Origin of the sequence: Microbacterium sp. MRS-1, assembly GCF_000585455.1 — a bacterium.
GTDB lineage: Bacteria > Actinomycetota > Actinomycetes > Actinomycetales > Microbacteriaceae > Microbacterium > Microbacterium laevaniformans.
In genome coordinates, this window is record NZ_JAUF01000022.1 from 26,536 (window position 1) to 44,156 (window position 17,621).

Consider the following 17,621-nt stretch of genomic DNA (forward strand, 5'->3'; position numbering starts at 1 on the left):
CGACCCGTCAGGAGGCCAGATTGCTCGTGCTCCTGGCTGCGTTCGCGGTGATTCCGCTGGCGCTGCCGTGGCTGGTCGGGCGCATCGGCTCGCGAGCATTCTTCGTCGCAGCGCTGCTGCCGGTCGTGGCCTTCGTCCACGCCGCCATGGCCACGCCCGAGGTCGTCGCCGGTCGGGTGCCGGCCGAGTCCCTTCGTTGGATTCCCCAACTCGGCATCGATCTCTCGATGCGCATGGACACCCTCAGCTGGGTCCTCACGCTCATCGTCACCGGGGTGGGAGCGCTCGTCCTGCTGTATTGCCGCTGGTACTTCGACGGCAAGACGCAGGGCGTCGGCCTGTTCGCCGCGGTGCTCCTCGGGTTCGCGGGGGCGATGTACGGACTCGTCCTGACGGACGACATCATCGTGCTCGTGATGTTCTGGGAGATCACCAGCATCCTGTCCTACCTGCTCATCGGCTTCTACCACGCGCGCGGCGCGAGCCGACGAGCCGCCCTCCAGGCGCTGCTCGTCACGACGCTCGGCGGACTCGTGATGTTCGTCGGCGCGGTCATGCTCTCGGTGATCTATGGCACGAACAGCATCACCGCGATCGTGAGCGGTGCGGCGGCCCTGCGGCCGGGAAGTGACGGACTGCTCGCCACCGCGATCGTTCTGCTGCTGGTCGGTGCGCTCAGCAAGTCGGCCATCTTCCCCTTCCACTTCTGGCTCCCCGGTGCGATGGCCGCGCCCACGCCCGTGAGCGCGTATCTGCATGCGGCCGCGATGGTCAAGGCCGGCATCTATCTGATCGCCCGGCTCGCGCCGGCGTTCGCCGAGAACGAGCTGTGGCGACCGATCGTCATCGGTCTGGGAATCTTCACGATGCTGCTGGGCGGCTTCCAGGCGTTGCGCGAATCCGATCTCAAGCGCATCCTCGCGTTCGGCACGGTCAGCCAGCTCGGCATGCTCACGGTCGTGCTGGGCTACGGAGAGCGCAACTCCGCGCTCGCGGGCCTCGCGCTGCTGATCGGCCACGCGCTCTTCAAATCGGCGCTCTTCCTCGTGGTCGGCGTCATCGACCGTCAGCTGTCGACCCGTGACATCGGTGAACTGTCCGGCGTGGGGCGCCAGGCACCCACGCTCGCGGTGGTCTCGATCATCGCTGTCGCATCGATGGTGGGATTCGCCCCCACCGTCGGTTTCGTTGCGAAAGAGGCGGTGCTCAGCTCGCTGCTCGAAGGCGGCACGCGCCCTGATGCGCTCATCCCTCTGCTCGGCATCCTTCTCGGCTCGATCCTCACGACCGCGTACGGTCTGCGTTTCGTGTGGGGCGCCTTCTGGACGAAGAAGGATGCCGACGGCGCGGCCCGCCCTGCCACGCAATGGCCCGATCCGCCGCTGGCCTTCCTCGCGGCGCCGATCCTGTTGGCCGTCCTGACTCTCGCCGCCGGCTTCACGGCACCGCTGCTCGATCACGCCTTCTCCGGCTACGCCGACACGCTCCCCACCGCCGGCGGATATCCGTACCACCTGGCGCTCTGGCACGGATGGGAGCCGGCCCTGTTCCTGTCGCTGGGCAGCATCGCCCTGGGCGCGCTGGTATTCACGATCGCACAGCGCACGGGGCGTATGCCGCGTCGCCTGCTGCCGTTCACGGCCGCCGACGTCTACAACCTGGTGCTGCGCATGATCGCGCGCATCGCCGTGTGGACCACGACCTTCACCCAGCGGGGTTCGCTTCCGCTGTACGTCGGCACGATCTTCGTCGTCTTCGTGGCGGCCGAGGGCACGGCGCTGTTCGCGGGCCGCGACTGGCAGATCTCGCTCGACGCCTGGCAGACGCCCATGCAGCTGGTGGTCGCGCCGATCATGATCGTCGCGGGCATCTTCGCGGTACGGGCTCGGAAGCGCTACACCGGCGTCGTCCTCGTCTCGGCGACCGGACTCGGCATGATCGCCCTGTTCGCAACGAGCGGGGCGCCCGACCTCGCCCTGACGCAGATCCTCGTCGAGACCGTCACCCTCGTGGCGTTCGCTCTGGTGCTGCGTCGGATCCCCGCGCGCCTGGGGGAGCACAACGCCTCCGTCAAGCCGATCCTCCGGGCGATCCTCGCCATTGCGGTCGGCGCGACGATGGCGATGGTCGCGATGGTCGCGACCGGTGCGCGCGTCGCGACGCCGATCTCCGATCGCTTCCCCGACCTCGCCTACGAGCTCGGGCACGGCAAGAACGTCGTGAACGTCGCCCTCGTCGACCTGCGCGGTTGGGACACGATGGGAGAGCTGTCGGTCCTGATCCTCGCCGCGACTGGGGTGGCCTCGCTGGTTTTCGTCACCCACCGCTCCGATCTCATCTCGCGATCGATCTCGGCGCTGCCGACGGGGGTCACCCGCACGCGGCGGCCCCTCATCGAGACCGCGGAGGGGCCGCGTCCCCGCGGAAGCGATCCCGACAGCACGCGTCAGACATGGCTCGTGGGTGGACAGAAGGTTCGCCCGGAGAATCGGTCGATCCTGCTCGAAGTCATCGTTCGGATCCTCTTCCACACGATCATCGTCGTGTCGATCTACCTGCTCTTCGCCGGTCACAACCTTCCCGGCGGCGGCTTTGCGGGTGGCCTGGTCGCCGGTATGGCGCTGGTCATGCGCTACGTCGCCGGTGGTCGGTACGAGCTCGGTGCGGCGGCCCCCACGGATGCCGGGCGTCTGCTCGGCGCCGGGATGGCGCTCGCCGTCGCCACGGCGGTGGTGCCGCTACTGTTCGGTCTGCCGCCGCTGAAGAGCGTGTTCTGGGAGGCGGAGATCCCGATCATCGGTCACATCGAGTTCGTGACGTCGACCCTGTTCGACATCGGCGTCTACCTCGTCGTGGTCGGCCTCGTGCTCGACGTGCTGCGTTCGCTCGGTGGCGAGGTCGACCGGCAGACGCAGGAACTTCGAAAGCGGGGGGTGATGGTCTCGTGACCGTCTCGGCCGTTCTCATCGTCATCATGGCCGCCCTCTTCGCGTGCGGCGCCTACGCGATGCTCGAGCGCAGCCTCACCCGCGTGCTGATCGGCTTCCTGCTGCTGGGCAACGCGACCAACCTGTTCCTGCTGGTCGTCATGGGCCGCCCCGGCATCGCCCCCTTCTTCGGCGCGGGTGACGTCGATGAGATGAGCGACCCACTGCCGCAGGCGCTGACGCTCACGGCGATCGTCATCACCTTCGCCGTCTCGGCCTTCCTGCTCGCGCTCATCTACCGCTCCTGGCAGTTGGGCCAGGCCGACACGGTGGTCGACGATGAGGAAGACATCGCCGTGCGTGATCGCGGTGCGGTCGAAGAGGACGAGATGGACGACGAGACGTCCATCGAAGACGACGACGAGGATGCGACGACCGACTTCATCGGCACCGAGACGGCCCCGATCACGGTGCTGCACCACCGCGACCTCGACGGCATCCGCGACGACGCACCCGTCGATCGCCCGGGTCGAGACGGCCGAGACGGGGGTGATGCGCGGTGAGCGCTCTGGTTCCCCTTCTCGTCGCCCTGCCGCTGCTCGGCGCGGGCATCGCGCTCGTCTTCGGTCGCCAGCGCCGCGTCCAGGTCGGTGTCTCGGTCATCACGCTGACGCTCGTGGCGGCGATCGCCGCCGTGCTCCTGTACACCGTCGACTCGTCGGGGCAGGCGATCGCCGTGTCGGTGGGCGGCTGGCCGATCCCGTTCGGGATCGTGCTGTACGTCGATCGTCTCGCGGCGCTGCTCGTGGTGATCTCGAGCATCGTGCTGCTTGCCGTTCTGCTCTTCTCCGTCGGGCAGGGCGCCGCCGACGGCGACGACGACACCCCCGTGACGATCTTCCACCCCTCGTATCTCATCCTGTCAGCGGGCATCTTCAACGCGTTCATCGCGGGCGACCTCTTCAACCTGTACGTCGGCTTCGAGATCCTGCTGGTCGCCTCGTACGTGCTCATCACCCTCGGTTCCACGGAGTCGCGCATCCGCGCCGGGGTCGTCTACATCGTCGTCTCGCTCGTCTCCTCGATCCTCTTCCTCGCCGCCATCGCTGCCATCTACGGCGCCCTGGGCACCGTGAACATCGCGCAGCTGGCCGAGCGGATGACGGAGCTTCCCGATTCGACGCAGCTCGTCCTGCATCTGATGCTGCTGCTCGCCTTCAGCATCAAGGCGGCCGTGTTCCCGCTGTCGTTCTGGCTGCCGGACTCGTACCCGACCGCGCCGGCACCCGTCACCGCGGTCTTCGCAGGCCTTCTGACGAAGGTCGGCGTCTACGCGATGATCCGCACCGAGACGCAGATCTTCCGGGACAACGACGTCAACACGCTGCTGCTGATCGTCGCGCTGGCGACCATGATCGTCGGCGTCCTCGGCGCGCTGGCCCAAGCCGAGCTCAAGCGCATCCTGTCGTTCACACTCGTCAGCCACGTCGGCTACCTCGTGTTCGGGCTCGCGATTGCGACGCCTCTCGCTCTCGGCGCGACCATCTACTACATGGTCCACCACATCATCGTGCAGACCACGCTCTTCCTCGCGGTCGGGCTCGTCGAGCGTCGTGCCGGCTCGACATCGATCCTCAAGGTCAAGGGGCTGATGCGCGCCGCACCCCTGCTCGCGGTGCTGTTCTTCATCCCGGCGATCAACCTCGGCGGGCTGCCGCCGTTCTCGGGATTCATCGGCAAGCTCGCGCTGTTCGACGCGGCGGCCGAGGTCGGCACGCCGCTCATGTACCTCCTGATCATCGGCGGCATCGTCACGTCGCTGTTGACCCTGTACACCCTCATGCGCGCGTGGAACCTCGCCTTCTGGCGCGAGGACGACGACCATTCGGAGGAGACCGGCGTCGTCGAGCGCATCTCGTACCTCGGTGACGCCCCGGCAGCCGACGACGAGGGCGCGCGTCGCGTCATTCCGCGCATCATGACCGCGACGACGGCGGGGATGGTCGCGGTCACGGTCGCCCTCACGGTCTTCGCCGGTCCCCTCTACGCGCTGTGCGCGAGCATCGGCGACGCGCTGCTCACGCCCGTGACACTGGTGCAGCTCGACGACGGGGGCGGATCATGAGTCCGACGTCGTCGGTGGCGGCTGCCGTCTGGCGCCAGCTTCCCTTCTTCGTGTGGCTGGTCGCCCTGTGGATGCTGCTGTGGGGTCAGTTCACGGTGCTCGCCGCCGTGACCGGCGTCGTCGTGGCGCTCGTGGTCACCCGCGTGTTCCGACTGCCGGCGGTCGAGCTGTCGGGACGGGTGAACTTCTGGTACGGCCTCGTCTTCGTGGTGATGTTCTTCCTCGCTCTGATCCGTGGATCCTTGCTCGTCGCGTGGCAGACCCTCAATCCGCGACGCTATCCGGGCACCGCGGTGATCGCGGTGCCGCTGCGCACCGACGACGACCTGATCATGGCCCACGTCGGCGTGACGGCGTCACTCATCCCGGGCTCGCTGATCGTCGACGTCGACCGTGACCGGCGCATTCTCTTCCTGCACGTCATCGGCGTCTCCTCCGCCGAGGATGTGGAGAAGCAGCGCCGCGCCGTGCAGGGCTGGGAGGCGCGCATCGTGCGCGCGGTGGGATCGCGCGCCCAGCTGCGGGCCATTCAGCAGATCGGTGCGCGCTCGCCGCGGGAAGGCGGCGCACCTCGATGACCGTTCTCATCATCGCCATCTACGTCGTCTTCGCGGCGGCGGGCCTTCTCACGCTGTGGCGCATCATCGTGGGGCCGTCGATCCTCGACCGCGCCGTGGCATCGGACGTGCTGCTGACGCTCGTCATGTGCGCCCTGGGCGCGGACATGGTGATCAACCACCACACCCGGTCGCTGCCGGCGCTGCTCATCATCGCCGCCGTCGGTGTCTTCGGCTCCATCGCGGTGGCGCGCTTCGTCGCACGGAGGGACAACACCGACCGATGAACGATCTCCTCGACATCGCGGCCCTCGTGCTCGTGCTCATCGGCGGCTTGCTGTGCGTCACGGCGGCGATCGGGCTGCTGCGCTTTCGCGATGTGCCGACGCGGCTGCATGCCGCGACGAAGCCGCAGGTGCTCGGGCTCATTCTCATCTGCCTCGCGATCGCGCTGTCGCTGCGGAGCTGGCCGGTGGTCGCCTTCCTCGTCCCCGTGGTGATGATGCAGCTCGCCACCGCGCCGCTGTCGGCTCACATGGTCGGACGCCAGGCCTATCGCAACGGCACGATCGACGAACGCTCGCTGTACGTCGACGAGCTCGACGAGGCCCGTCGCACGCCCCCTGCGGCGGGCGGCTGAGCGCGAGAACTCCTCCCCATCGTCGGATGTGCGGACGCTGCCGGCGGCACTTGTGGACAACGGCGCACACGTCCGGCATCGCCGCCACACTGGACGAGTCGGGGGCCGGACCGTCAACTGGGGGGTCACAGGTCCGGCCCCGGCATCCCTCCCCTCGGTCCGCGGCCGCGTCCCCCGATCGGCGGGAAAGTCCGGTCGCTCGGGCGATGCGGCCGACGCGGCGTGCTGATCGACTGGAAGAACCGCGTGAGAGAGGCACGAATCATGACAACCGCGAACACGCCATCCCTGACGCTCGAACCGGCGATCCGCGACGACCTCGCCGACGTCGGTCGGCGCATTCAGGCGGCCTTCGCCCCCGCCATGGAGAAGGAGACGGGGCAGCCCAGCACGGAACCCATTCCCAGCGATCGTGAGCTCGCAGAGTCGTTCGATGCTCCCGATGCCGAGGTGCTGCACCTGCTTGAGAACGGCGAACGCGTCGGAGGGGCCGTCGTCGTTCCGGGCCGCGAGGCGGGCCGCCGCGCGCTGGAGCTGTTCTTCATCGATGTCGGTCGCGAGGGCAAGGGACTCGGTCGGCGGGCGTGGCGCGCGATCGAGGAGCGCTACCCCGACACCCGCGTCTGGGATACCTTCACGCCGCACTTCGAGGTGCGCAACATCCACTTCTACATCAACGTCTGCGGCTTTCACGCGGTCGAGTTCTTCCACGAGGGCCACCCGCATCCCGGCCCGCCCGAGGAGCCGGATGCAGCGGATCGACCGGGTGAGAGCTTCGACGGCGAGGATCGCGGCTTCCGCTTCGAGAAGGTCATGCTGCCGCTGCGATGACGCGCCTCGCGCGGCGACCTCAGGGTGCGAGTGACGGTGTGCGGGCCATTCCGAACTCGTGTCGCAGCACACTCCGCGCGGCGAACCATCCCGACTGCCCGTGCACACCCGGCCCGGGGCTCGTCGCCGCGCCGCAGAGGTAGACGCCCGGCAGGGGTGTTCGCCATGGCTCAGTACTGAGCACGGGCCGTGCGAGCAGCTGGCGCAGGGTCGCGGCGCCGGCCGCGATGTCGCCGCCGATGTAGTTCGGGTTGTCGGCCTCGAGCTGCGCGGCCGACGTGCTGCGCGACGTGATGATGACATCGCGGAATCCGGGTGCGACGTTCTCGATCGCGCGGGTGACGGCCTCGGTCTGGTCGAGCGTCGAACCGGCCGGCACGTGCGTGTACGCCCAGAGGGCGTGGTGGCCGTGCGGCGCTCGTGTCGCGTCGAAGACCGATGGCTGGGAGACGAGCACATAGGGGGATGCCGCGTGTCGCCCGGCGAGCACCTCGCGTTCGGCCGCAGCGATGCGAGCGCGCGTGCCGCCGATGTGCACCGTGCCGGCCTCGGCGATCCGGTCGTCGGCCCAGGGGACCGGACCCGAGAGTGCGAACTGCACCTTTGCCGAGCCGCTGCCGTAGCGGAACCGCTCCAGGCGCCGCCGGTAGCCGCTCGGCATCCGCTCGCCGGCGAGCCGCACGAGCGCGCGCGGGGTGACGTCCAGCACCACCGCGCGAGCGTTCAGCTCGTCGAGCGAGGCGATCTCGTGGTCGAGCACGATCTCGCCGCCGTGTGCGCGGAGATCGTCGGCGAGGGCGTCGGAGATCGCCTGGGAGCCGCCCATCGGGATCGGCCAACCGGCCGCGTGCGCGTGCGTCTGCAGGGCGAGGCCGGCGGCCGCGGCGATCAGACTCGGCTGCGGCGCGATCGCATGGGCGGCGACGCCGGTGATCATCGCCGGAGCGACGGCGCCGCTGAAGGGCGCATTCCAGGCGGCGCTGCCCTGCAAAACCGCTCGCGCGCCGAAGCGGGCGCTGACGAGAGGATGCGGAGGCACGCGCAGCAGCGGGGAACCCGTGAACCGGGCGATCTCGCGCGAACGCGCGGCGAGCGGCGCGATCAGGCGGCGGTAGGCGGCGCCGTCGCGGCCCAGGCTCTCGACCGTGCGCTCCAGATCGCGATAGGCGATGCCGGAGCCGCCGTCGGCGGCGCTCAAGGGATGTGCGAACGAGATCTCCGGTGTGACGAACTGCACGCGACGCGCGAGCCCGAAGGCGCGGAAGAAGGGTGAGGCCAGCGCCAACGGGTGCACGGCCGAGCACGTGTCGTGGTGGAATCCGGGCGCGACCGTCTCGGCGGTGCGGGCTCCCCCGCCGAGGTGCGACATCCGCTCGAAGACGCGCACCGACAGGCCCGCGCGTGCGAGGGTGACGGCGGCGGCCAGTGCGTTGGGGCCGGAGCCGACGACCTCGACGTCGAACGGCCATGCGCTGGTCGCCATGGAGCCTCCTCCGGGTCCCTTCCCATCGTAGAGGCGGGCCGCCCGCCGTCGCCGGGCGGGCGGCCGGGCGGGCGGGCGGGCGGCGGGACGATGCCCCGGCGCCCTACCCGATGAGACTCGGCTGCAGGTCGCGGAGCGTTCGGCGGTGGGTCATCCGGGTCACCCCCACCGCCGCCAGCGCCAGCGCCCCGCCGAGCCACAGCAGCAGCACGCCGATGTCCGTGCCCACGCGGGCGAGGTCACCGCCGTACATCAGCTGGCGCATCGCGTCGACGACGTAGCCCATCGGCAGCACGTGATGCAGTGCTGCCAGCGGTGCCGGCAGCGTCTGCCAGGGGAAGGTGCCTCCCGCCGTCACGAGCTGCAGCACCATCAGCACGAGACCGACGAACTGGCCCACCGAGCCCAGCCAGACGTTCAGCGCCAGGATGATCGCCGCGTAGGTGAAGGAGGCGAGCATCAGGATGCCGAGAGTGCCGAGTGGGTTCGCGAACCGGAAGCCGAGGGCGAACGAGAGCACGCCGAACAGCGCGACCATGCCGACGCTGCCCAGGAAAGCCGGGGTGAGCCAGCCCGCGATGGTGACCCGGACCGGTGAGCGCAACGCCGTGACGGCTCGGCGCGAGATCGGCTTGACGATGAGGAAGAGGGCGTAGATGCCGATCCAGCCGGCGAGGGCAGCGAAGAACGGCGCGAGCCCGGCACCGTAATCGCCCGCGGAGGTCTGCGCACTCGAGCTCACCGCGACCGGATCGGAGATGGTCTTGGCCTGGGCGTCGCGGGTCGCCGCATCCGTGTCGGGAATCGCCTGCACCCCCGAAGCCAGACCGTCGCGCAGCTGTGACGCGCCGCCGGCGACCTGGCCGGCGCCGGACGCGAGGGTCGCCGCGCCGGCCGCGGCCTGGTCGGCGCCGTCGCGGAGCGAGCCGGCGCCGCCCGCGACCTGCGTCGCCCCGGCGGAGACCTGCGCGGCGCCGGAGGCGACCTGCGCTGCCCCGGATGCCAGCTGATCGACCTGTGACACGGCCGCCTGAAGACGGTTGTTGCCGGTCACCGCGGCGTCGCCGATGGGATCCAGCGCGGCGAGCACCCGGTCGATCGTGGCCTGGTCGACGCCGCGGTCGGCCAGCAGCGTCGCGATGTCGGCGCGAGCTTGCGGGAGGGCGGCGACCACCTGCTGCCCCGCGGATGCCGCGCGATCGGCATACCCGTCGAGCGTCGCCGTCCCCGCCGAGACGCGACGGGCGCCGTCGGCGACCTGCGCGGCGCCCGCGGCGACCTGGTTGGCGCCGTCGGTGAGCGTTCCCGCGCCCTGCGCCAGTGCGGCGGTGCCCTGCGCCAGTGTCGTGCTGCCTCCGGCGACCTGGGCGGCCCCGTCTGCGAGGGTCGTGGCGCCGTCGGACGCCTGCACGAGCTGGGCGCGGATGTCGGCGAGCCCTCCCAACAAGCGCGAAGCCGCCTCCTGGCCGACGAGCTCGGCGACCGAGCGGCGGATCTTCTCGACGGCCTGGGTGCCGATGGTCGATGCGAGGTAGTTGTTGGCGTCGTTGGTCTGCAGGCCGATGGTCGCCTGGCGTGGTGCGGAGCCGCCGGAGGAGACGAGGGCCGCGGAGAAATCCGAGGGGATCGTCACGATGAAGTCGACCGTCCCCTCGTGCAGAGAGGTTGCGGCATCGGCCGCGCTCATCGCGCGCCAGTCGAAGGCGTGGCCGTCGATCAGCTGCTGCGAGACCTGGCTGCCGTACTGCGCCGCATCGCCGCCGGTCCCCGACCCCTCGTCGAGATCGACCAGGGCGACGGGAACCTCGGAGAAATGCCCGTACGGGTCCTGGTTGGCCCACAGGTACAGCCCGCCGTAGAGGACGGGCACCAGCATGAGGGCGACGAGAGCGATGACCGACATGCGCGTCGCCGTCAGGCGCCGCAGCTCGGCGGCGATCATGGCGGGGATCTTCATCGGTGGCCTCCGGCGAGGGGAGCGGTGGTGCGCAGGCGCACCCGACTGGGCTTGAGGACGCGGGCGCTGGAGGGATGCGGCGCCAGGGATGCCGAGGTGTCGATCAGGGCCGACGCGGCGGCCTCGCCGGCGATGACGAGCACGGCGTAGCCTCGCTCGCCGAACTCCTCGGCGAGCTCCCACCACTGCACGGGGTCGCCCCCGTGGCGGTCGGGGGAGACGAGGACGAGGCCGTCGACCCCGGGGCGCGCAGAGGCGAGTTCGAGAAGGATGCGCAGTCGGTGCGCCGGTGCGAGGTCGGCGATCGGCAGTCGCGCCGACGAGCGCAGGTCGTGCTCGTCGAGCCACCGTCGAGCCGACAGGGGATCGGAGGCGAGGCCTGCGAACATGAGCTCCTCGGCGACGACACCGGCCACCGCGATGTTCGGGGCGGGCTCGCTCACGTCGGGAGCATCGACCAGGGCAACCCGACGGCGCAGCGCGTTGTGCGCACGGCGGTCGGTGGCGTCATCGAGTGCGACGGTGCCGGCGTCGGGGCGCATACGCCCCGACGCGATGAGACCCAGCACGGTGGGGCGCTGTTCGGTCTCGGCGACCGCGAGCGTGGCGCGCCCGCTGCGGTAGGTGAGGCTCGTCGCCCCCAGGGCCTCGCCGCGGCGCCCCTTCTGCACCTCATCCAGACGTACGCGCATCACTTCGTCTCCAGCACATCGGGGTGGGCGTTCAGCAGGGCTTCGGACTCCCGCCAGGACAGCCCGGCGATGCTGAGGACGGCCCGCACGGCCAGCGAGGTCGCGATCGGCGACGATGCATCGATGCGGCTGACCGCCGCGCGCGCCGTCTCCTCGATGAGACGGGCGAGAGTCGGGGCGGCCATGTCGACGCGGAGGGTCCCGTCGTCCTGACCGGCGCGGACCACGGCCACCAGGGCGCGCCGCAGCGGTGCCAGGGCGGTGGCCGTCTGCTCGAGATGCCCCTCTTGGAGGGCGAGCGCTGCGGCGACCTGCACGTGGGCGGCCTCGGTCCAGAGGGCGGCGGTCAGGCGGGCGAGAGCGAGCGGAGGATGCGGCTCGTCGAGGGAGGCGGCGATGGCGTTGAAGCGCTGCGCGCCGGCGGCGATGAGCTCCGTGAGCAGCGCCCGGCGGTCGTCGAAGTGGCCGTACAGCGCGCGCCGTGACAATCCCGCTGCGCGGGCGATCTGATCGATCGAGGCGGAGGGATCGACCGCGAGGGTCGTCGCGGCGGCGCGCAGAATGCCGGCACGGTTTGCGGCGGCATCCTTGCGCGGACGGCGGAGGGGAGCGGTGGTGGTCACCGGTTCAGTGTATAAACCTGCACAGAGGTGTGCAAGTTACGACGTTTCGCCTCGCTGCGCGAGGAGCGCGGTGACGAGTCGAAACGCGGACGCCGTGATGCCGCGCTCAGTCGGCGCCGAAGTCGAACGACGCCGACTCGGATGCCTCGTCGACCGCCTCGGCGAGCTGTTCGCGCGCCTCGTCGAACGGAGCCGCGTGTCCGGTGATCTCCGCCGATGCGCCCGACGCGAGCTCGCCCACCAGTTCGGCGGTCGCACCGCCGATGAGCCCGAGACCCGCGTACTGCTCGAGACGGGCCCGCGAGTCGGCGATGTCGAGGTTGCGCATCGTGAGCTGGCCGATGCGGTCGGTCGGACCGAACGCGGCGTCTCCGACGCGCTCCATCGAGAGCTTCTCCGGCGCGTACGACAGGTTCGGCGACACGGTGTCGAGGATCGTGTAGTCCTCGCCGCGGCGCAGACGCAGGGTGACCGTGCCGCTGATGGCGGAGCCCACCCACCGCTGGATCGACTCGCGCAGCATGAAGGACTGCGGCTCCAGCCAGCGTCCCTCGTACATGAGGCGGCCGAGCCGGCGACCCTGCTCGTGATAGGTCGCCAGCGTGTCTTCGTTCAGGATGCCGTTGACCAGGCGCTCGTACGCGATGAACAGCAGCGCCATGCCCGGCGCCTCGTAGATGCCGCGGGACTTCGCCTCGATGATGCGGTTCTCGATCTGGTCGCTCATGCCCAGTCCGTGACGGCCGCCGATGGCGTTGGCCTCCTTCACGAGCGCGACGGTGTCGGTGAACTCGGCGCCGTTGATGGCGACGGGACGACCGGCCTCGAAGGTGATCGACACGTCTTCGGTCGCGATCTCGACCGCCGGATCCCAGAAGCGCACGCCCATGATCGGGTCGACGATCTCGAGTGAGACGTCGAGGTGCTCGAGGGTCTTCGCCTCGTGTGTGGCGCCCCAGATGTTGGCATCGGTGGAGTAGGCCTTCTCGACCGAATCGCGGTACGGGAAGTCATGGGCGACGAGCCACTCGCTCATCTCCTTGCGACCACCCAGCTCGGTGACGAAATCGGCGTCCAGCCAGGGCTTGTAGATGCGCAGGGCGGGATTGGCGAGCAGGCCGTAGCGGTAGAAGCGCTCGATGTCGTTGCCCTTGTAGGTGGATCCGTCGCCCCAGATGTCGACGCCGTCCTCCTTCATCGCGCGCACGAGCAGAGTGCCGGTGACGGCGCGGCCGATCGGTGTCGTGTTGAAGTAGGTACGGCCGCCGGAGCGGATGTGGAACGCGCCGCACGAGAGGGCGACGAGCCCCTCTTCGACCATCAGCGGCTTGCAGTCGATGAGGCGCGACTTCTCGGCGCCGTACTGCAGCGCGCGACCGGGGATCGATGCGATGTCGTCTTCGTCGTACTGCCCCAGATCGCCGGTGTACGTGTACGGAACGGCGCCCTTGTCGCGCATCCACGCGACCGCGACCGAGGTATCGAGACCCCCGGAGAAGGCGATGCCGACGCGCTCGCCGACGGGCAGGGACTGAAGGACCTTCGACATGGAACCTCAGTCTACTGAGCGGCGGCGGTGCAACCTGCGGAGGCGACCCCCCCGATCGCGGGGGGTCACCGGATTCGCATAGCTGTGCATGTATGCCCTATGGTCGGACCCACGTGCGCCCTCCGATGTGGGATCGAGGCTGCCGACGTGGGTCGGTGGCAGGGGCGCTCTGCCTTGGGCGTAGTTGGCATGCGCGCTGGTCAGCGGCACCGCGGCATCCGCCCACACCGGCGACACCTTCGGTGTGACGCTCGTGTGCACCTGGTACGGCGAGAACCTGCCGATCCCGGGCGGCGCCGTCCGCGATCTCACCGTGGGAACGCCCGTCGTGTACACCGATCTGCCGACGGATGCCGCGTGCGTGCTCACCGAGACGCGCACCGGCGAGGCGAAGCAGGTCACCATGATCGTCGACGGCGGCCACTCCGCCAACCCGGCGAGCGTCGTCATCACCGCCGACAGAACGATCGCGGTCGGCGTCGACAACCGCTTCGACAAGCCGTTGCCGGCCACCGGTGGCAGCTCGGCGCTCGTGCTCGGGGTGTCTGGCTCCGGGATCGCAGGTTTGATCGTCGGCATCGTGCTCAGCGGTGTCGGAGCGCAGGGCGGGCCGCTCGATAGGATGGGGTGTACCGGCATTCCCGGTGCAACCGTCCGATATGCGCCAGAAGGCCGAAAACGGGGGAGCAGTCCATGCCAGGCATCGTGATCGTCGGCGTCCAGTGGGGAGACGAGGGCAAGGGCAAGGCCACCGACCTCCTCGGTGAGCGCACCGACTGGGTCGTCAAGTTCAACGGCGGCAACAATGCGGGTCACACCGTCGTCATCGGCGACGAGAAGTACGCGCTGCATCTGCTGCCGTCCGGCATCCTGTCCCCCGGCGTCAACGCCGTGATCGGCAACGGCGTCGTCGTCGACCTCGAGGTGCTCTTCGCCGAGCTCGAGGCCTTGAATGCCCGCGGCCTCGACACGTCGCGCCTGAAGATCAGTGCGAACGCGCACGTCATCACGCAGTACCACCGCACCCTCGACAAGGTCACCGAGCGCTTCCTCGGCAAGCGCATGATCGGCACCACCGGCCGCGGCATCGGTCCCACCTACGCCGACAAGATCAACCGGGTCGGCATCCGCATCCAGGACCTCTTCGACGAGAACATCCTGCGCCAGAAGGTCGAGGGTGCGCTCGATCAGAAGAACCACCTGCTGGTCAAGGTCTTCAACCGCCGTGCCATCACCGTCGACGAGGTCGTCGACGATCTGCTCTCCTACGTCGAGCGCCTGCGCCCCATGGTCTGCGACACCGGGCTGCTGCTCAGTCGGGCATTGGATGCCGGTGACGTCGTCGTCTTCGAGGGCGGCCAGGCCACGATGCTCGACGTGGACCACGGCACGTACCCGTTCGTGACCTCCTCCTCCGCCACCGCGGGCGGCGCCTCGACCGGTTCGGGCGTCGGCCCCAACCGCCTCGACCGCATCGTCGGCATCGTCAAGGCCTACACGACACGCGTGGGCTCCGGCCCGTTCCCGACGGAGCTGTTCGACGACAAGGGCGAGTGGCTGCGCAAGCGCGGCTTCGAGTTCGGCACGACGACGGGTCGGCCCCGCCGGGTGGGCTGGTACGACGCGCCGATCACGCGCTACGCGACCCGCATCAACGGCATCACCGACCTCGTCCTCACCAAGCTCGACATCCTCACCGGACTCGAGCAGATCCCCGTGTGCGTCGCATACGACGTGGACGGCGAGCGGTTCGATGAGGTCCCGGTCAATCAGAGCGACTTCCACCACGCGACCCCGATCTTCGAGTACTTCCCGGGCTGGCAGGACGACATCTCCGGCGCGCGGAGCTTCGAGGACCTGCCCGTCGCGGCGCAGGAGTACGTGCTCGCTCTGGAAGCGATGAGCGGCACGCGCATCTCGGTGATCGGTGTGGGTCCCGCCCGGGACGCGGTCATCGTGCGCCACGATCTCGTCGACTGAGGTGCGCTTCTTCCTCGGCGGGTATTCCGCCGACATGGGCGGCCGCGCGGAGGGCATCGGCACGCTCCTGGCTGGAGACCCCGACGACGGATCGGCCGGGGGAGAGCTCGCCCGGCGCGCGGAGGTCGCCGTCGGCGCCGAGTCGCCGTCATGGATCGCGTGCCATCCGACGCGTGCGGTCGTCTACGCCGCGCTGGAGGGGCGCGGCGTCGTGCAGGCATATCGCCGCACCGGCGAGGAGGGCTTCATCGCCCTCGGCGCCCCCGTGGAGGCCGGCGATGCCGTCTGCCATCTCGCCGTCGCCCCCGCCGGCGACGCATTGATCGCGGCCTGCTGGGGTGATGGGCGCCTCGTGCGCATGTCGCTGGATGCCGAGGGACGCCCGTCCCAGCCGAGCGTGCTCGCCGCCGCGTCCGACCCGTATGCCCTGGTCGGCATATCGCAGGAGCCGCGGCCGTCGCGCGCGCACCACGTGCGGTTCCTGCCGCGCGACACGATGGCGACGACCGATCTCGGGCTCGATCTCGTGCGTTTCTGGCGGGGCACGGGGACGCAGGGCTCGCGCGACGTCGCGCTTCCGCGGCAGACCGGGCCGCGCCACAGTCGATGGCATCCGTCGGAGCACCTCTTCGTGGTGACCGAGCAGTCGAACGAGCTCTACGCGCTGGCGCCCGACGCGAGCGGGCAGTGGCGCGTCGCCGCCGGCGTGGCGTTGTCGCCGGGCGCGCTCGCCGGAGACGCCGCGGCCGAGCTCGCCTTCTCGCGTGACGGCCGCTTCGTCTACGCGGGGCTGCGCGGTTCGAACACGATCGCCGTCGTGGAGGTGCGCGGTGACGGGGCGCAGCTGCGTCCCGTCGCGCTCGTCGATGCGGGCGTGGAGGGGCCGCGGCATCACGTCGTCGTGCGCGACACCCTCCTCGTCGCCGGTCAGCACTCCGACGAGATCGCCGCGCTCACGCTGAACGAGCGCACCGGGGTGCCGGGGCGAGCGCGACGCCGTGTCGACGCCCCCTCGCCGACCTGTCTGCTCCCGGCATCCTGAGGCGTGGGGCTCAGACGGCGAACAGTTCGCTGCGGGGAGTGTCGATCAGTGCCGTGATGGGCATCAGCGCCGATCCGAGCGCGACCGTGTCGCCGCCGAAGGACGCGGGGACGATCTCGAACTGGGTGCCCAGGCGCGTCAGGCAGTTGCGCCGCACCGCATCGGCGATCCGTGCGGATCCGTGCTCCATCAAGCGCATCCCGACCCATCCGCCGACGACGATGCGTTCGGGGTTGGTCAGGTTGACGACGCTTCCCAGCGCCGCGCCGAGCGCCTCCACGACCCCGTCGACGACGGCGCGCGCGTCCGTGTCGCTGTCCGCCGCGGCGAGCAGCGCGCCGATCGCCTGCCACCCCGAGCCCTCGAAGGAGCCGCCGCGGATCTGCCATTCGGCGAGGATCGCGTCGGCGCCGAGGTAGGCCTCGACGCAGCCGTTCTGTCCGCACCGGCAGCGCGCGCCGCCGACCACGATCTTCGTGTGACCCCACTCGCCGGCGCTGCTGAACGCGCCGTGCGCGAGGGCTCCGTCGCTGATCACGCCGAGTCCGACGCCGCGACCGAGGAGGGCCACGACGGCATGGTCGATTCCGCGTGCGGCGCCGTACCAGAGCTCGGCCCGCGCCTGCGTCTTGGCACCGTTCTCCGCGAAGACGGGCAGATCCGCGTCCAGGTCGCGCGGGATCGGCCACGGCTCCCAACCGAGACTCTGGGCGTAGAGCACCTGGGCACCGTCGGGTCCGGTCTCGACCACACCCGGAAGCCCGAGCCCGATGCCGAGGACACGCGGCCACCGCTCCTGATTGCGCGCGCGCAACGCGGCGATGGCTTCGACGAGATCGCGGTGGATGTCCGGCGGGGTCTCGTCGTGGCCTCCGCCGCGGAATTCGCGGTCGACCATCGTCAACGACAGGTCGAAGAGCTCGACGGCGACGCCGCGCTCGCCGACATCGACGCCGATCGCGTAGGCACCTTCGGCGCGGGGCGCGATGAGTGAGATCGGTCGTCCGCCGCGCGAGGAGACCGAGCCGACCTCGGCCAGCAACCCGTCATCGATGAGCTCGGAGGTGATGTTCGCGGCGGAAGCCGAAGAGAATCCGCAACGCCGCGCGAGATCGGCCCGGGTCGTCTCGCCCTGCTGCAGCACGAAGCGCAGAGCGGCCGCACGATTCTGCTGACGCAGCGTCGTGACGGTCGCCGAGGCGGGCGCCGCGGAGG

General features: G+C 70.1%; 16 protein-coding genes. 10 read left to right on the forward strand and 6 right to left on the reverse strand.

Annotated elements, in window-relative coordinates; translation table 11 throughout:
• Positions 1-20: 20 nt before the first annotated feature.
• The 7 genes from AS96_RS05980 to AS96_RS06010 all read left to right on the forward strand — a co-directional run bounded on the left by AS96_RS05980 (position 21) and on the right by AS96_RS06010 (position 7,080).
• Positions 21-2,948: a Na+/H+ antiporter subunit A gene (locus AS96_RS05980; RefSeq protein ID WP_036286819.1), complete on the forward strand. Its 2,928-nt coding sequence runs from the start codon at positions 21-23 to the stop codon at positions 2,946-2,948.
• Positions 2,945-3,490 (forward strand): Na(+)/H(+) antiporter subunit C, encoded by a 546-nt coding sequence (locus tag AS96_RS05985; protein ID WP_036286822.1) that lies wholly within the window; start codon positions 2,945-2,947, stop codon positions 3,488-3,490. The genes AS96_RS05980 and AS96_RS05985 overlap by 4 nt, the downstream gene beginning before the upstream one ends.
• Positions 3,487-5,052 carry a Na+/H+ antiporter subunit D gene (locus tag AS96_RS05990; RefSeq protein ID WP_036286825.1) on the forward strand — a complete coding sequence of 522 codons (1,566 nt, stop codon included), beginning with the start codon at positions 3,487-3,489 and terminating at the stop codon, positions 5,050-5,052. The genes AS96_RS05985 and AS96_RS05990 overlap by 4 nt, the downstream gene beginning before the upstream one ends.
• Complete coding sequence (locus AS96_RS05995; protein WP_036286827.1) at positions 5,049-5,630, forward strand: Na+/H+ antiporter subunit E; 582 nt, start codon at positions 5,049-5,051, stop codon at positions 5,628-5,630. Before AS96_RS05990 ends, AS96_RS05995 begins: the two co-directional genes overlap by 4 nt.
• Positions 5,627-5,896: a monovalent cation/H+ antiporter complex subunit F gene (locus AS96_RS06000; RefSeq protein ID WP_036286829.1), complete on the forward strand. Its 270-nt coding sequence runs from the start codon at positions 5,627-5,629 to the stop codon at positions 5,894-5,896. Before AS96_RS05995 ends, AS96_RS06000 begins: the two co-directional genes overlap by 4 nt.
• The gene (gene mnhG, locus AS96_RS06005) at positions 5,893-6,249 is read left to right on the forward strand and encodes a monovalent cation/H(+) antiporter subunit G (protein WP_036286831.1); all 357 of its coding nucleotides are present in this window, start codon (positions 5,893-5,895) and stop codon (positions 6,247-6,249) included. Before AS96_RS06000 ends, mnhG begins: the two co-directional genes overlap by 4 nt.
• Before the next feature lie 264 nt (positions 6,250-6,513).
• Positions 6,514-7,080, forward strand: coding sequence for a GNAT family N-acetyltransferase (locus AS96_RS06010; protein WP_036286862.1), 567 nt, complete (start codon positions 6,514-6,516; stop codon positions 7,078-7,080).
• Between the two features lie 19 nt (positions 7,081-7,099).
• On the opposite strand, the gene AS96_RS06015 is transcribed toward AS96_RS06010, so the two are convergent.
• The 5 genes from AS96_RS06015 to argG form a co-directional block, all read right to left on the reverse strand.
• Positions 7,100-8,563 carry a phytoene desaturase family protein gene (locus tag AS96_RS06015; protein ID WP_036286833.1) on the reverse strand — a complete coding sequence of 488 codons (1,464 nt, stop codon included), beginning with the start codon at positions 8,561-8,563 and terminating at the stop codon, positions 7,100-7,102.
• A 103-nt stretch (positions 8,564-8,666) separates the two neighbouring features.
• The gene (locus AS96_RS06020) at positions 8,667-10,520 is read right to left on the reverse strand and encodes a YhgE/Pip family protein (RefSeq protein WP_036286835.1); all 1,854 of its coding nucleotides are present in this window, start codon (positions 10,518-10,520) and stop codon (positions 8,667-8,669) included.
• A complete protein-coding gene (locus tag AS96_RS06025) occupies positions 10,517-11,212 on the reverse strand; it encodes a hypothetical protein (RefSeq protein WP_036286837.1) in 696 nt (231 codons plus the stop codon). Before AS96_RS06025 ends, AS96_RS06020 begins: the two co-directional genes overlap by 4 nt.
• Positions 11,212-11,835: a TetR/AcrR family transcriptional regulator gene (locus AS96_RS06030; protein WP_036286839.1), complete on the reverse strand. Its 624-nt coding sequence runs from the start codon at positions 11,833-11,835 to the stop codon at positions 11,212-11,214. Before AS96_RS06030 ends, AS96_RS06025 begins: the two co-directional genes overlap by 1 nt.
• A 106-nt stretch (positions 11,836-11,941) precedes the next feature.
• Positions 11,942-13,384, reverse strand: coding sequence for an argininosuccinate synthase (argG, locus tag AS96_RS06035; RefSeq protein ID WP_036286841.1), 1,443 nt, complete (start codon positions 13,382-13,384; stop codon positions 11,942-11,944).
• Positions 13,385-13,568: 184 nt separating this feature from the next.
• Here argG and AS96_RS06040 point away from each other — a divergent pair, with 184 nt between their 5' ends.
• The 3 genes from AS96_RS06040 to AS96_RS06050 are packed head-to-tail and all read left to right on the forward strand — an operon-like array spanning position 13,569 to position 16,406.
• Positions 13,569-14,093, forward strand: coding sequence for a DUF5979 domain-containing protein (locus AS96_RS06040; RefSeq protein WP_036286844.1), 525 nt, complete (start codon positions 13,569-13,571; stop codon positions 14,091-14,093).
• Complete coding sequence (locus AS96_RS06045; protein ID WP_036286848.1) at positions 14,078-15,364, forward strand: adenylosuccinate synthase; 1,287 nt, start codon at positions 14,078-14,080, stop codon at positions 15,362-15,364. Before AS96_RS06040 ends, AS96_RS06045 begins: the two co-directional genes overlap by 16 nt.
• 1 nt (position 15,365) lies before the next feature.
• Positions 15,366-16,406 carry a lactonase family protein gene (locus AS96_RS06050; protein WP_036286852.1) on the forward strand — a complete coding sequence of 347 codons (1,041 nt, stop codon included), beginning with the start codon at positions 15,366-15,368 and terminating at the stop codon, positions 16,404-16,406.
• Between the two features lie 10 nt (positions 16,407-16,416).
• On the opposite strand, the gene AS96_RS06055 is transcribed toward AS96_RS06050, so the two are convergent.
• On the reverse strand, positions 16,417-17,621 hold a 1,205-nt coding region (locus AS96_RS06055), incomplete at its 5' end, for an ROK family transcriptional regulator (RefSeq protein WP_036286855.1).